Consider the following 14041-nt stretch of genomic DNA (forward strand, 5'->3'; position numbering starts at 1 on the left):
ATGGCACCCCCATGACGCAGATACTGATTGTGGAAGACAACGGCGATTACGCCGGCGACATGGCCGATTTCCTGCGTGAACTCGAGCATGACGTCACGATCGCCACCTCCGCCGGCGAAATGTGGGCTGCGCTGACGCGCACCCCCGCCGCGGTCGTGGTGCTCGACCTTGGCTTGCCCGACGAAGACGGTTTTACGGTTATCCCGCGCATGCGCCAGCTGTATCCCGAGATCGGCCTCCTGGTGCTGACCGGGCGCGTTGCGTTCGACAACCGCATCCTCGGCCTGCAGCTCGGCGCCGACCATTATTTGACGAAGCCGATCAAGTTCCCGGAACTGGCTGCCCACATCGAAGCGCTGGGACGGCGCGTGCGGCCGAGCGAACCGGCGCCGGCGCCGATGAAATGGACGCTGCGCGTGAGCGCGCGCCAGCTCGAGCTGGCGGGCAAGGTGATCGATTTGACCGAGAAGGAATTCAATTTCCTGCACCTGCTGACGATCAACACCCGTCCCGTCCCGCGCGCGACGATCGTGGCCGGCATGGGCGGCGACGACCCGGATGCGAGCCGGCGCGTCGACATGCTGGTCTATCGCCTGCGCAAGAAGACGAGAACGGCGCTGGGGCAGGAATTGCCGCTGCGCAGCGCGTATGGCGAGGGATATAGTCTGTCAGCCGGGTTCACGCTGGCGTAACGGATGTCAGGGCTCATTGAGGCCAGTGGCCTCAATGAGCCAAAGAAAATCGGGACAGGGTCGCAATGAACATCTTGCGCTGTCGAAGAAACCGGGGACACGGTCCCACTGCTGCGCTAGAATCAAGGCCATCCGCATTCATGACCCGCGACCATGGCCCGCCAACCCCGCCTCATCCTCCCCAAGCAACCGCACCACATCCTCCAGCGCGGCAACGATCGCCAGCTGATCTTCCGTGAACGGGAAGACTACGAACGCTTCCTCGGCTGGCTCGGCGAATCGGCGCGCTTTTACCGCGTCGCGATCCACGCCTACGCACTGTTGGCCACTCATCTGCACCTGCTGGCCACGCCGGAGACGGAAGAAGGCCTGGCGGCGATGATGCAAAAGCTCGGCCGCTTCTACGTTCCCTGGTACAACGGCAAATACGCGCGTGCCGGCGGCCTGTTCGAAGGGCGTTTTCGCACGGCCGTGGTCGATACCGATGGCCACTTCATGATGTGCAGCCGTTTCATCGAGCTGGCGCCGGTGCGCGAAGGCGAAGCGGGCGAGCCGGCTGCCTATCCCTGGTCGAGTTACCGGCACCATGCCGGCGCGCACGCCGATGCCGTGATCACCGACCACGCCCTGTTCTGGGGACTGGGCAATACGCCATTCCAGCGCGAGGCGGCGTATATCGAGCTGGTGGGGCAGGGCATTGGCACGGATGAACTGGCGCAGATCGCCGGCGCCGTGCAGAAAGGCCAGCCGCTCGGCAGCCAGGCGTTCAAGCGCGCGCTTGAACAAAAGAGCGGGCGTCGGATCCTGCCCGCCAAGCGCGGCCGGCCATTCAAGACGCCACCGATTTAACCTGTCCCTATTTATTTTGGCTGTACTGGAGGGCCAATTTAATTGGACTCTGACCCTTATTGTTTCCCTTGCCGTCTTTGTTGCATTGCACTATTCTCGACCTTCACCCCTGAAAAAGCTGTGGAGAGTCCTGCATGATTGCCCAAGGTTTATACGATCCCGCCAATGAACACGATGCCTGCGGCGTCGGTTTTATTGCCCACATCAAAGGCAACAAAAGCCATTCCATCATCGATCAGGGGCTGTTAATCCTGAAGAACCTGGATCACCGGGGCGCCGTCGGCGCCGATGCCTTGATGGGCGATGGTGCCGGCATCCTGATCCAGATCCCCGACCAATATTTCCGCGACGAGATGGCAAAGCAGGGCGTCGAGCTGCCGCCGCCCGGCGAATACGGCGTCGGCATGGTCTTCCTGCCGAAGGAACACGCTTCGCGCATCGCCTGTGAACAGGAAATCGAGCGCGCCGTGCGCATCGAAGGCCAGGTGGTACTCGGCTGGCGCAATGTACCGGTCGACGATGCCATGCCGATGTCGCCGACCGTGAAAGCCAAGGAGCCCGTGATCCGCCAGATCTTTATTGGCCGCGGTCCGGACATCATGGTCACCGACGCCCTCGAGCGCAAACTGTACGTCATCCGCAAATCTTCGGGCCACGCGATCCAGGCCCTGAAACTGTTGCATGGCAAAGAATTCTTCGTGCCGTCGATGTCGGCGCGCACGATCGTCTACAAGGGCCTGCTCATGGCGGACCAGGTCGGCGTCTACTACAAGGACCTGCAAGATGCGCGCTGCGTCTCGGCCCTGGCGCTGGTGCACCAGCGCTTCTCGACGAATACCTTCCCCGAGTGGCCGCTGGCGCACCCCTACCGCCTGATCGCCCACAACGGCGAGATCAACACGGTCAAAGGCAATTTCAACTGGACCCGCGCCCGTGAAGGGATGATGAAATCGGCCGTGCTGGGCGACGACCTTCATAAACTGTTCCCGTTGATTTATGAAGGCCAGTCCGACACCGCCTGCTTCGACAATGCCTTGGAACTCTTGGTGATGGCCGGTTATCCGATCGCCCAGGCGATGATGATGATGATTCCCGAAGCCTGGGAAAACCATACGTCGATGGACGAGAACCGCAAGGCCTTCTATGAATACCATGCGGCGATGATGGAGCCATGGGATGGCCCGGCGGCGATGGCATTCACCGACGGGCGCCACATCGGCGGTACGCTGGACCGCAACGGCTTGCGTCCGGCGCGTTATGTCGTCACCGAAGACGACCTGGTCGTCATGGCCTCCGAATCGGGCGTGCTGCCGATTCCCGAATCGCGCATCGTCAAGAAATGGCGTCTGCAGCCCGGCAAGATGTTCCTGATCGACCTGGAAGCGGGCCGCATCATCGACGACAAGGAGCTCAAAGACACCTATTCGAACGCCAAGCCCTATAAAGCGTGGATCAAGTCGGTGCGCATCAAGCTCAACGAAATCAAGCTGTCGGAGTCGCAGCTCGCGCAAAACCGGATGAAAGACACTCCGGCGCAAGGCGAGAAAGCGGCTATTTCTCTGCTGGATCGCCAGCAAGCCTTTGGTTACACCCAGGAAGACCTGAAATTCCTGATGGCGCCGATGGCCGTATTGGGTGAAGAGGCGACCGGTTCGATGGGCAACGACTCGCCACTGGCGGTGATGTCGAACAAGCTCAAACCTTTGTATAATTATTTCAAACAATTGTTTGCCCAGGTGACGAACCCGCCGATCGACCCGATCCGCGAGAGCATGGTGATGTCGCTGGTGTCCTTCATCGGCCCCAAGCCGAACCTGCTCGATACGAACAACGTCAATCCGCCGATGCGTCTGGAAGTGTCGCAACCGGTGCTCGGCTTTGATGACATGGCGCGCCTGCGCAACATCAGCCTGCATACCGGCGGCAAATTCAAATCGTATGAACTGAACATCTGCTATCCGGTCGCCTGGGGCAAAGAGGGTATCGAAGCGTCCTTGGCATCGCTGTGCGCGGAAGCGGTCGATGCGGTGAAATCCGGCCACAACATCCTGGTCGTCTCGGACCGCGCGATCTCGAGCGACGTCGTCGCGATTCCCGCACTGCTCGCAACCTCGACCATCCACCAGCACCTGGTGATGCGCGGCCTGCGTGCTTCGACCGGCCTGGTCGTGGAAACCGGCTCGGCCCGCGAAACCCACCACTTTGCCCTGCTCGCAGGTTTTGGCGCAGAAGCCGTGCACCCGTATCTCGCGCTGGAAACCCTGGCCGACCTGGCCCAGCACCTGCCACACGAAATGGCGCCGGATGTGGCCTGCTATAACTACACCAAGGCGATCGGCAAGGGCCTCATGAAGGTGATGTCGAAGATGGGCATCTCGACCTACATGTCGTATTGCGGCGCCCAGATCTTCGAAGCCGTCGGCCTGAATAAAACGCTGGTGGATAAATACTTCCGCGGCACCTCGTCGACCGTCGGCGGGATTGGCCTGTTCGAAGTGGCCGAGGAAGCGCTGCGCCTGCACAGCCTGGCCTTCGGTGCGGACCCGCTGCTGGCCAATGCGCTGGACACCGGTGGCGAATACGCGTTCCGCGTGCGCGGCGAAGACCATATGTGGACGCCGGATGCGATCGCCAAGCTGCAGCACTCGACCCGTGCGAACAATTTCAGCACCTATAAAGAGTACGCACAGATCATCAACGACCAGAGCCGCCGTCACCTGACGCTGCGCGGCCTGTTCGAGTTCAAGATCGATCCGAGTAAAGCGATTCCGCTCGCCGAAGTCGAGCCTGCGCAAGAGATCGTCAAGCGTTTCGCCACCGGCGCGATGTCGCTCGGCTCGATCTCGACGGAAGCGCACGCCACCCTGGCGATCGCCATGAACCGCATCGGCGGCAAGAGCAATACGGGCGAGGGCGGCGAAGATCCACGCCGTTACCTGAACGAATTCAAGGGCATCAAGATCAGCAAGGGCGAGACGCTCGCTTCGGTGCTCGGTTCCGATCGGGTGGCGGTCGACCTGCCGCTGGAAGAGGGCGACTCGCTGCGCTCGAAAATCAAGCAGGTCGCGTCGGGCCGCTTCGGCGTCACCGCGGAGTACCTGAATTCGGCCGACCAGATCCAGATCAAGATGGCGCAGGGCGCAAAACCGGGAGAAGGTGGTCAGCTGCCGGGCCACAAGGTGTCGGAATACATTGCCAGCCTGCGCTTTTCGGTGCCGGGTGTCGGTTTGATTTCGCCGCCACCGCACCACGACATCTATTCGATCGAAGACCTGGCGCAGCTGATCCACGATCTGAAAAATGCGAATCCGCGTGCGTCGATCTCGGTCAAACTGGTGTCGGAAGTGGGCATTGGCACGGTCGCCGCCGGCGTCTCGAAAGCCAAGGCCGACCACGTGGTCGTTGCCGGCCACGATGGCGGTACCGGTGCTTCTCCCTTGTCCTCGGTAAAACATGCGGGCACGCCGTGGGAGCTGGGCCTGGCTGAAACCCAGCAGACGCTGGTGCTGAACGGACTGCGCAGCCGCATCCGCGTACAAGCCGACGGCCAAATGAAGACCGGCCGCGATGTCGTGATCGCCGCCATGCTGGGTGCGGACGAGATCGGTTTCGCGACCGCGCCGCTGGTGGTCGAAGGTTGCATCATGATGCGCAAATGCCACCTGAACACCTGTCCAGTCGGTGTGGCGACGCAAGACCCGGTCTTGCGGGCGAAGTTCCAGGGCAAACCGGAACACGTCGTGAATTACTTCTTCTTTGTCGCCGAAGAAGCGCGCCAATTGATGGCCCAGCTCGGCATCCGCACCTATGACGAACTGATCGGCCGCGCAGATTTGCTGGATAAATCGAGCGCAATTACCCATTGGAAGGCGCAGGGACTCGACTTCTCGAACATCTTCTATCAGCCGAAGACCGACTCGCTGCGCAACCTGTTCCACACCGATGCGCAGGATCACGGCCTCGACCGCGCGCTCGACCATAAACTGATCGCGCAGGCGAAAGCGGCATTGGAAAAGGGCGAACGCGTGTCCTTCATTTCTCCGGTGCGCAACGTGAATCGCACGGTCGGCACCATGCTCTCGGGCGAAGTCGCCAAGCGCTACGGCCACGCCGGCCTGCCGGACGACACCATCCACATCCAGCTGCAGGGCACGGCCGGGCAATCGGCGGCCGCCTTCCTGGCTGCGGGCATCACGCTCGACCTGGTGGGAGAAGGCAACGACTACGTCGGCAAGGGCCTGTCCGGTGGCCGCGTGATCGTGCGTCCGAACACGGAATTTCGCGGCTGGGCGGTGGACAACATCATCGTCGGCAACACCGTGCTGTATGGCGCGATTTCCGGTGAAGCCTTTTTCAATGGCGTGGCCGGCGAACGCTTCGCGGTGCGCAATTCCGGTGCGACGACGGTGGTCGAAGGCTGTGGCGACCACGGCTGCGAATACATGACTGGCGGCACGGTCGTGGTGCTCGGGGATACCGGGCGCAATTTTGCGGCCGGCATGTCGGGCGGCGTGGCCTATGTCTACGATCCGAAAAACGAGTTCGAGGCGCGCTGCAACACGACCATGGTCAATCTCGAGCGCGTGGTGTCGACCAAGGAGCAGGGAGATATCTCCGGCTGGCACAGCCAAAGCCGCGAGACCGATCGTGAATCGGACGAAGTCATCCTGCGCCGCCTGATCGAACGCCACTTCAAATACACCGGCAGCACCCGTGCGCGCAACCTGCTCGATGACTGGGCCAACAGCCGCGGCAAGTTCGTCAAGGTCTTCCCGACCGAGTACAAGCGCGCGCTGGAAGAGATGCACAACAGCAGCATGGAAGAAGCGAACGACAAGATCGAGCTGGCTGCGTAACGAGCACCGGGCGGCGTACCCGCTCGTAGGGTGGACGGCGCTGCCGTCCACGGGTTCAAGCAGCCATCGCGCAGCCGCGCTGCGTTAAGAAAACGACCGGTGTCCGGCACCGAAAGCAAAAGGAATAAAACGTGGGCAAAATCACCGGTTTCATGGAATTCGAACGGCAGGAAGAAGGTCACGTCGACCCTGCCGTACGCGTCAAGAACTACAAGGAATTCGTCGTCACCCTGAGCGATGGCCAGGCAAAAGTGCAGGGCGCGCGCTGCATGGATTGCGGCATTCCGTTCTGCAACACGGGCTGCCCGGTGAACAACCAGATCCCCGACTGGAACGACCTGGTGTATCACAATAATTACCGCGCAGCGATCGACAACCTGCATTCCACCAATAACTTCCCCGAAGTCACCGGCCGCATCTGCCCGGCGCCCTGCGAAGCGGCCTGCACGCTCGGCATCAACAGCGAGCCGGTCGGCATCAAGTCGATCGAGCGCAAGATTGCCGACGCCGGTTGGGAACACGGCTATGTCGTGCCGCAGCCGGCGTTGGTGAAAACCGGCAAGAAGGTGGCGGTGGTCGGTTCCGGCCCCGCAGGCCTGGCCGCCGCCCAGCAACTGGCGCGCGCCGGCCACGCTGTGACGGTGTTCGAGAAGAGCGACCGCATCGGCGGCCTGCTGCGTTACGGCATCCCCGATTTTAAAATGGAGAAGGGCCTGATCGACCGCCGCATCGAGCAGATGCAGGCGGAGGGCGTGACCTTCCGCACCAGCGTCCTGATCGGCAAGGATTTCCCGGCCGCGGTCAGCAACATGGCGCGCGACACGATTTTCCCCGAGGATTTAAGCGCCGAGTTCGACGCCGTCGTCATGGCCGGCGGCGCCGAACAGCCGCGCGATTTGCCGGTGCCGGGGCGGGAACTAAAAGGCGTGCATTTCGCGATGGATTTCCTGCCGCAGCAAAACCGGGTGAATGCCGGAGATAAATTGAAAGACCAGATCAAGGCGACGGCGAAGCACGTGGTCGTGATCGGCGGCGGCGATACGGGTTCCGACTGCGTTGGCACCTCGAACCGCCACGGTGCGGCAAGCGTCGCCCAGTTCGAACTGATGCCGATGCCGCCCGAGCACGAGAATAAACCCCTCGTCTGGCCCTATTGGCCGACCAAGTTGCGCACCTCGTCCTCCCACGAGGAAGGCTGCGAACGCGATTTTGCCGTGGCCACAAAACGGTTCGAAGGCAGGAACGGCAAAGTCGAAAAGCTGATCGCCTGCCACGTCGAGTGGCAAGACGGCAAGATGATCGAAGTGCCGAACAGCGAATTCGAGATGAAGGCCGATCTCGTGTTTCTGGCCATGGGCTTTGTCTCGCCGGTGCAGCAGGTGCTCGATGCCTTCGGCGTGCAAAAGGATGCGCGCGGCAACGCGCGCGCCACGACCGACGGCGAGACTTGTTACCAGACCTCGGCGCCGAAAGTGTTCGTGGCCGGCGACATGCGCCGCGGCCAGTCGCTGGTGGTGTGGGCAATCCGCGAGGGGCGCCAGTGTGCCAGGGCGGTGGATGAGTTCCTGATGGGAGCGTCGGTCCTGCCGCGGTAAGCTTATTCTGGCGTGGGCCGGGCGGTGAACCGCTCTTGAGCCCATGCTACTTTAGGGAAATATTAATAAAAGACAACAAATTGCAATGTTGGAATATATGCATATATCAACAAAAACAATGACTTGCGGAACTAAATAGCTGACTTTTCGGTTAGTAGTGTTGTAGGCACGCGTCGGAACCGGGTTTGAAACGGGGCTGTCCCAAGCAGAGCTTGCCGTTTCTGCACTACAATACGAGATTCCCCAATCCGACTATCCCCTTGTGTCTAACCTTGTAGAAATACGCGATCTCGAGTTTGCCTATGGCGATCGCAAGATCCTGTCGAACCTCCGCATGGATTTCCCTCGCGGCAAGCTCATTGCCGTGATGGGCGGTTCCGGCTGCGGCAAGACCACGGTCTTGCGCCTGATCGGCGGACAGATCCGTCCGCAGCGCGGTGCCGTGCGGGTCGGCGGCGAGGTTGTGCACGAGCTGCGCACCGACGGCCTGTACCGTCTGCGCCGCAAGATGGGCATGCTGTTCCAGTTCGGCGCGCTGTTCACCGATCTCACCATTTTCGATAACGTCGCCTTCCCGCTGCGCGAGCACACCGACTTGTCGGAAGAGCTGATCCGCAACTTGGTGATGATGAAGCTGAACGCCGTCGGCCTGCGCAATGCTTCGAAGTTGAAACCGGCCGAGATTTCCGGCGGCATGGCGCGCCGCGTCGCTGTGGCCCGCGCGATCGCGCTCGACCCTGAACTGATCATGTACGACGAGCCGTTCGCCGGTCTCGACCCGATCTCGATGGGCCTGACCGCCAACCTGATCCGCAGCCTGAACGATGCGCTCGGCTCGACATCGATTCTTGTTTCGCACGATGTGAACGAAACCTTCGCCATCGCCGACTACGTGTATTTCATGTCGGCTGGCAAGATCGTCGCCGAAGGCACGCCAGCCGAGCTGCGCGTCTCGCAAGACCCGTACGTAAAACAGTTCGTCAATGCCGAGCCGGACGGTCCGGTGCCCTTCCACTATCCGGGTAAGTCGCTGGCCGACGACCTGGGTCTGGGAGCGAAGCGATGATCATGCGTTTTATGGAGTCCGCCGGCGCCACCGCGCGTGAATCGGTCGAGAGCCTCGGCTTTGCCACGCGCGCTTTTTTCAACTTGCTGCGTTTTTCGCCCGGTGCGTTCCGCCGTCCGACCCTCATTACCGAGCAGATCCATTTTATTGGCAACTATTCGTTGCTGATCACGATCGTCTCCGGCCTGTTCGTCGGTCTTGTGCTGGGGCTACAGTTCTACGTCAACCTGATCCAGTTCGGCGCCGAAGACAAGCTGGGTTCCCTGGTCGCCCTGTCCTTGATCCGCGAACTCGGCCCGGTCGTCACCGCCTTGCTGTTCGCCGGCCGCGCCGGCACCTCGCTCACCGCCGAAATCGGCCTGATGAAAGCCGGTGAACAGCTGTCGGCCATGGAAATGATGGCCGTCAATCCCGTGCAGCGCGTGCTGGCGCCCCGTTTCTGGGGTGGCGTGATTGCCATGCCGGTGTTGGCCGCCGTGTTCTCGGCCGTCGGCATCATGGGCAGCTACCTGGTCGCCGTTAAAATGCTGAGCCTGGACGAAGGCGCGTTCTGGTCGCAGATGCAGGCTGGCGTCGACGTCAACCGCGATGTCGTCAGCAGCGTCATCAAAAGTTTCGTGTTCGGCATCGCGGTGACCTTCACCGCCGTGTTCCAGGGTTACCACGTGAAGCCGACCCCGGCCGACGTGGCACGTGCCACCACACGCACCGTCGTGATCGCCTCGCTGCTGGTGCTGGGACTCGATTTCGTCATGACCGCCTTGATGTTTGCCCAATAAACCGTTTCGTATGGCCGCGCACAGACGGCCTGAATACTAGGAAATACTATGCACCGTAAAATCATTGACGTCTGGGTCGGCCTGTTTGTCCTGCTGGGCGCTGCCGCTGTGTTGTTCCTCGCACTGCAGGCAGGCAATATGAGTTCGCTCTCGTTCGCCGAGACCTACGCCGTCACTGGCAAATTCGACAACATTGGTGGATTGAAGCCACAGGCGCCGGTCAAGAGCGCCGGTGTCGTGGTTGGCCGGGTAGGCGATATCAGTTTCGACGACAAGACCTATCAGGCGATGGTTCGCCTTGATCTGGATCCGAACTACAAGTTCCCGAAAGATTCGTCCCTCAAGATCCTCACCGCGGGTCTGCTGGGCGAGCAATACATTGGCATCGAACCGGGCGGCGACACGAAAAACCTCGTCGACGGCGATCGAATTAACCGTACGCAATCGGCCACCGTGCTGGAAGACCTGATCAATCAGTTCATCTACAGCAAGGCCGCCGAAGGAAAGGAAGGCAGCGAATGAGCAGCAATAGCAAAAGTAATAACATGAGGCTGGCACTGGCCCTGGCCGCCTGCGCGGCCCTGGCCGGCTGCGCCACGCCGGGCAACCCGCAAGACCCGCTGGAAAAGATTAACCGTGCCACCTTCGTGTTGAACGACACGGTCGACCGCGTGGCCTTGAAGCCTGCCGCGACGGCCTACCAGAAGGTGCTGCCGGGCTTCGTGCAAACGGGCGTGAGCAATTTCTTTGGTAACTTGTCAGATGTCTGGAGCTCGGCGAATAACCTGATGCAAGGCAAGGGCGAACAGGGCGCGACCGATTTCATGCGTTTCGCCATCAATTCGACCTTCGGTATCGTCGGTATCCTCGACATCGCTTCGGAAGCCGGACTGCAGAAACACAACGAAGACTTTGGTCAGACGCTAGGCGTGTGGGGCGTTCCTTCGGGTCCCTACTTGATGTTGCCACTGTTGGGCCCATCTACGCTGCGTGACACCGCTGCATTGCCTGCCGACATGTGGGCCGATGCCTGGACGACCGTGACTCCGGTAAGTACGCGCAACATCGGCGTTGGGGTGCGTGTGATCGACCAGCGCGCATCGATCCTGGAAGCATCGAGCCTGATGGAGGATGCCGCGCTCGACCGTTACGAATTCATCCGTGACGGCTACATGCAGCGCCGTGAAAGCCGCGTGCGTGACGGCGAATCAGCGCCGCGCGAGGACGCGCCAGCATCGGCTACGCCAAACGCGCCGGCATCGAACACGCAAGTGGTGCCGGAGCCTGCCTCGGCCGACGCGGAAAAGCAGCGGAAGTAATAGTTCGTAAAACAGCTCGCACGATGCATGGAGTGTCCTGCAAGCTGTGTCCTCAAATACAGAAAAGAGAGCTTATGAAACCAATCGCCCAACTCATCGCCACCGCAGCAACCCTCGTGTTCGCCACCAGCGTCATTGCAGCGCCTGCCCCGGCAACCAATGAAGCGCCGGATGTGCTGGTGAAACGCATCAGCGCCGACGTCATCGACAGCGTGAAAGCCGACAAGGATATCCAGGCCGGCAACCGCAACCGCGTCATGGAACTGGTCAATTCGAAGATCCTGCCGCACGTCGATGCCGAAAAAATGACCGCCCTGGCGGCCGGCCGCTTCTGGCGCCAGGCCACCCCGGAACAGCAAAAGCGCTTGTCGGAAGAATTCCGCACGCTGCTCGTCTACACGTATTCTGGCGCGCTGTCGCAGATCAAGAACGAAACGGTCGAGTTCAAGCCGATGCGCGCTGAAGCCGCCGACACCGACGTCGAAGTGCGTTCGCAGGTGAACGTCGCTCGCGGCGAGCCGATCACCATCAACTACCGCCTGTCGAAGGGTGACGGCGGCTGGAAGATCTACGACATCAACGTGCTGGGCGCGTGGCTGGTCGAGACCTATAAAGGCACCTTCGCCGCCGAGATCAACAAGTCCGGCGTCGACGGCCTGATCACCAAACTGGCCGATCGCAACCGCCAGCTGGCGAGCAAGCCGCTGAAGGCCCCGAAGTAAGCATGGCCGAAGCAAATACGATGCTGTCGCTCGACGCCCTGACCTTCGACACCGCGCAAGCGGCGCTGGAGCAGGGCTGCGCCGCGATCCGGGCCGGCGAGACCGTGTTCGACCTGGGCGGCGTACGCGCCGCCGATTCGTCCGGCGTCGCCTTGCTGTTGGCCTGGCAGCGCCGCGCACATGACGCGGGGCAGAAACTCACGTTCGTCAATGTGCCGCCGAATATTGATGCGTTGGCGCATTTGTACGGGCTCGATGGGGTGCTGGCGCGCTCGTAGGTCGTCACGGCGGCACATCGTACGCCGCCATCCGCGTTTTCCGGTAGCGCCATCAGCGCACCGCCATCGCGCGCGGGCACTGACCCTCCCAATGCCGCCAGGCTCTTGTATTCCCGATTTCCCCTATAATGGGTCGTTTCCCCGCCCGGTTTGCGCACGCCTGTGCCGCGGCCACTTCGAAGAACAATGACAGCGATCCAGATTAACAGCGTCGAGAAAAGCTACAAGGCCTTCAAGGCTTTGAAGGGCGTTTCCCTGACGATCGAACAGGGCGAGTTCTTCGGCCTGCTTGGGCCGAACGGCGCCGGCAAGACGACCCTGATTTCCACCATCGCCGGCCTGATCCGGCCCGATGTTGGCAGCGTCAAGATTCACGGCCACGACGTCGTGACCGATTTCCGCGAAGCGAGAAAAAAACTCGGCGTGGTGCCGCAGGAACTCGTGTTCGACCCGTTCTTCACGGTGCGCGAAACCTTGCGCCTGCAGTCGGGATATTTTGGCATCAAGAACAACGACAAGTGGATCGACGAGGTCATGGACAACCTCGACCTGACGAACAAAGCCGACGTCAACATGCGCGCCCTGTCCGGCGGCATGAAGCGGCGCGTGCTGGTCGCGCAGGCGCTGGTCCATAAACCGCCGGTCATCGTGCTCGATGAACCAACCGCCGGGGTCGACGTCGAACTGCGCCAGACCCTGTGGAAGTTTATTTCGTGCCTGAACCGCGAAGGCGGCCACACGGTCGTGCTCACCACCCACTACCTGGAAGAAGCGCAAGCCATGTGCGAGCGCGTGGCGATGCTCAAATCCGGCGAAGTTGTCGCGCTCGACACGATGAGCGCGCTGCTGCGCCGCGTGTCCGGCTCGCAATTGATCGTGCACCTGAAAAGCGGAGCGTTGCCGCAGAATCTGCGCCACCTGGTCTCGCACGACGAGCACGGCAATGGCAACGGCAACAAATACAGCCTGCGCGTCAACGAATACGCCGAAGTCGAACCGATCCTGGCGCGCCTGCGCGAGAGTGGCGCGGTCATCGACGAGATGCAGCTGCAGCAGGCCGACCTCGAAGACATTTTTATCCAGATCATGGAAAAGGGCGCGCTGTGAGTGTCGTTTCTGTCGGTTTCCGCACCCTGTTCTATAAAGAGATGCTGCGCTTCTGGAAGGTCGCGACGCAAACCATCGCTGCGCCCATCCTCACCGCGATGCTGTACTTGCTGATCTTCGGCCACGTGCTGGAGGGCCGGGTCGAGGTGTATCCGGGCGTGTCGTACACCGCCTTCCTGGTGCCCGGCCTGGTGATGATGAGCGTGTTGCAGAACGCATTTGCGAATGCGTCCTCGTCGCTGATCCAGTCGAAGATCACCGGCAACCTGGTGTTCATCCTGCTGCCGCCGCTGTCGCACTGGGAAATCCTGCTCGCGTATGTGGCGGCCTCGGTCGTGCGCGGCGTGGTGGTCGGTGCCGGCGTGTTCGCCATCACCGCCTGGTTTGCGCACCTGTCATTCGCGGCGCCCCTGTGGATCATCGTCTTCGCATTGCTGGGCGCGGCCATTCTGGGCACGCTGGGCGTGATCGCCGGTATCTGGGCCGATAAATTCGACCAGCTCGCCGCGTTCCAGAATTTCCTGATCATGCCGGCCACCTTCCTGGCCGGTGTGTTCTACTCGATCCACTCCTTGCCCGCGTTCTGGCAGGCGGTCTCGCATTTCAACCCGTTCTTTTATATGATTGACGGGTTCCGCCACGGCTTCTTCGGCCAGTCCGATATCTCGCCGTGGACCAGCCTTGCCATCGTTTCCGCTTTTTTCGCGGTACTCGCGGCAGTGGCGATCAACCTGCTGCGCGGCGGCTATAAACTGCGTCATTGAAACCTTAGGAATTA

12 protein-coding genes are annotated in these 14041 nt (G+C 61.3%); all 12 read left to right on the forward strand.

Annotation, left to right across the window (positions count from 1 at the left end):
• The first annotated feature begins 11 nt into the window (after positions 1-11).
• The gene (locus tag ACHAC9_RS15865) at positions 12-692 is read left to right on the forward strand and encodes a response regulator transcription factor (RefSeq protein WP_435761060.1); all 681 of its coding nucleotides are present in this window, start codon (positions 12-14) and stop codon (positions 690-692) included.
• A gap of 153 nt (positions 693-845) precedes the next feature.
• Positions 846-1541, forward strand: coding sequence for a transposase (locus ACHAC9_RS15870; protein ID WP_435761062.1), 696 nt, complete (start codon positions 846-848; stop codon positions 1539-1541).
• 134 nt (positions 1542-1675) lie between these two features.
• A complete protein-coding gene (locus ACHAC9_RS15875) occupies positions 1676-6397 on the forward strand; it encodes a glutamate synthase-related protein (protein WP_435761064.1) in 4722 nt (1573 codons plus the stop codon).
• A gap of 131 nt (positions 6398-6528) precedes the next feature.
• On the forward strand, positions 6529-7992 hold the full coding sequence (locus ACHAC9_RS15880; RefSeq protein ID WP_435761066.1) for a glutamate synthase subunit beta: 1464 nt from the start codon (positions 6529-6531) through the stop codon (positions 7990-7992).
• A 262-nt stretch (positions 7993-8254) separates the two neighbouring features.
• Entirely contained in the window at positions 8255-9058 is an 804-nt protein-coding gene (locus ACHAC9_RS15885) for an ABC transporter ATP-binding protein (RefSeq protein WP_435761068.1), read from the forward strand.
• Entirely contained in the window at positions 9055-9837 is a 783-nt protein-coding gene (gene mlaE / locus ACHAC9_RS15890; RefSeq protein WP_435761070.1) for a lipid asymmetry maintenance ABC transporter permease subunit MlaE, read from the forward strand. Before ACHAC9_RS15885 ends, mlaE begins: the two co-directional genes overlap by 4 nt.
• A gap of 48 nt (positions 9838-9885) precedes the next feature.
• On the forward strand, positions 9886-10359 hold the full coding sequence (gene mlaD / locus ACHAC9_RS15895) for an outer membrane lipid asymmetry maintenance protein MlaD (protein ID WP_435761072.1): 474 nt from the start codon (positions 9886-9888) through the stop codon (positions 10357-10359).
• Positions 10356-11156 (forward strand): MlaA family lipoprotein, encoded by an 801-nt coding sequence (locus ACHAC9_RS15900; RefSeq protein ID WP_435761074.1) that lies wholly within the window; start codon positions 10356-10358, stop codon positions 11154-11156. Before mlaD ends, ACHAC9_RS15900 begins: the two co-directional genes overlap by 4 nt.
• Positions 11157-11230: 74 nt before the next feature.
• Positions 11231-11878, forward strand: a complete 648-nt coding sequence (locus ACHAC9_RS15905) for an MlaC/ttg2D family ABC transporter substrate-binding protein (RefSeq protein WP_435761076.1) — start codon at positions 11231-11233, stop codon at positions 11876-11878.
• 2 nt (positions 11879-11880) lie between these two features.
• Entirely contained in the window at positions 11881-12156 is a 276-nt protein-coding gene (locus tag ACHAC9_RS15910) for an STAS domain-containing protein (RefSeq protein ID WP_435761078.1), read from the forward strand.
• Positions 12157-12342: 186 nt separating this feature from the next.
• Positions 12343-13263 (forward strand): ABC transporter ATP-binding protein, encoded by a 921-nt coding sequence (locus ACHAC9_RS15915; protein ID WP_435761080.1) that lies wholly within the window; start codon positions 12343-12345, stop codon positions 13261-13263.
• Positions 13260-14027, forward strand: coding sequence for an ABC transporter permease (locus ACHAC9_RS15920; RefSeq protein ID WP_435761082.1), 768 nt, complete (start codon positions 13260-13262; stop codon positions 14025-14027). Before ACHAC9_RS15915 ends, ACHAC9_RS15920 begins: the two co-directional genes overlap by 4 nt.
• The last annotated feature ends 14 nt before the right edge of the window (positions 14028-14041 follow it).

The sequence above is a fragment of the Massilia sp. CMS3.1 genome, assembly GCF_051262535.1.
Lineage (GTDB): Bacteria > Pseudomonadota > Gammaproteobacteria > Burkholderiales > Burkholderiaceae_D > Telluria.

Excerpts from the sequence above, each read along its gene's own strand:
- ACHAC9_RS15865 (WP_435761060.1), top strand. The coding sequence starts at position 12 with ATGACGCAGATACTGATTGTGGAAGACAACGGCGATTACGCCGGCGAC.
- ACHAC9_RS15870 (WP_435761062.1), top strand. The coding sequence starts at position 846 with ATGGCCCGCCAACCCCGCCTCATCCTCCCCAAGCAACCGCACCACATC.
- ACHAC9_RS15875 (WP_435761064.1), top strand. The coding sequence starts at position 1,676 with ATGATTGCCCAAGGTTTATACGATCCCGCCAATGAACACGATGCCTGC.
- mlaE (WP_435761070.1), top strand. The coding sequence starts at position 9,055 with ATGATCATGCGTTTTATGGAGTCCGCCGGCGCCACCGCGCGTGAATCG.
- mlaD (WP_435761072.1), top strand. The coding sequence starts at position 9,886 with ATGCACCGTAAAATCATTGACGTCTGGGTCGGCCTGTTTGTCCTGCTG.
- ACHAC9_RS15900 (WP_435761074.1), top strand. The coding sequence starts at position 10,356 with ATGAGCAGCAATAGCAAAAGTAATAACATGAGGCTGGCACTGGCCCTG.
- ACHAC9_RS15905 (WP_435761076.1), top strand. The coding sequence starts at position 11,231 with ATGAAACCAATCGCCCAACTCATCGCCACCGCAGCAACCCTCGTGTTC.
- ACHAC9_RS15910 (WP_435761078.1), top strand. The coding sequence starts at position 11,881 with ATGGCCGAAGCAAATACGATGCTGTCGCTCGACGCCCTGACCTTCGAC.
- ACHAC9_RS15915 (WP_435761080.1), top strand. The coding sequence starts at position 12,343 with ATGACAGCGATCCAGATTAACAGCGTCGAGAAAAGCTACAAGGCCTTC.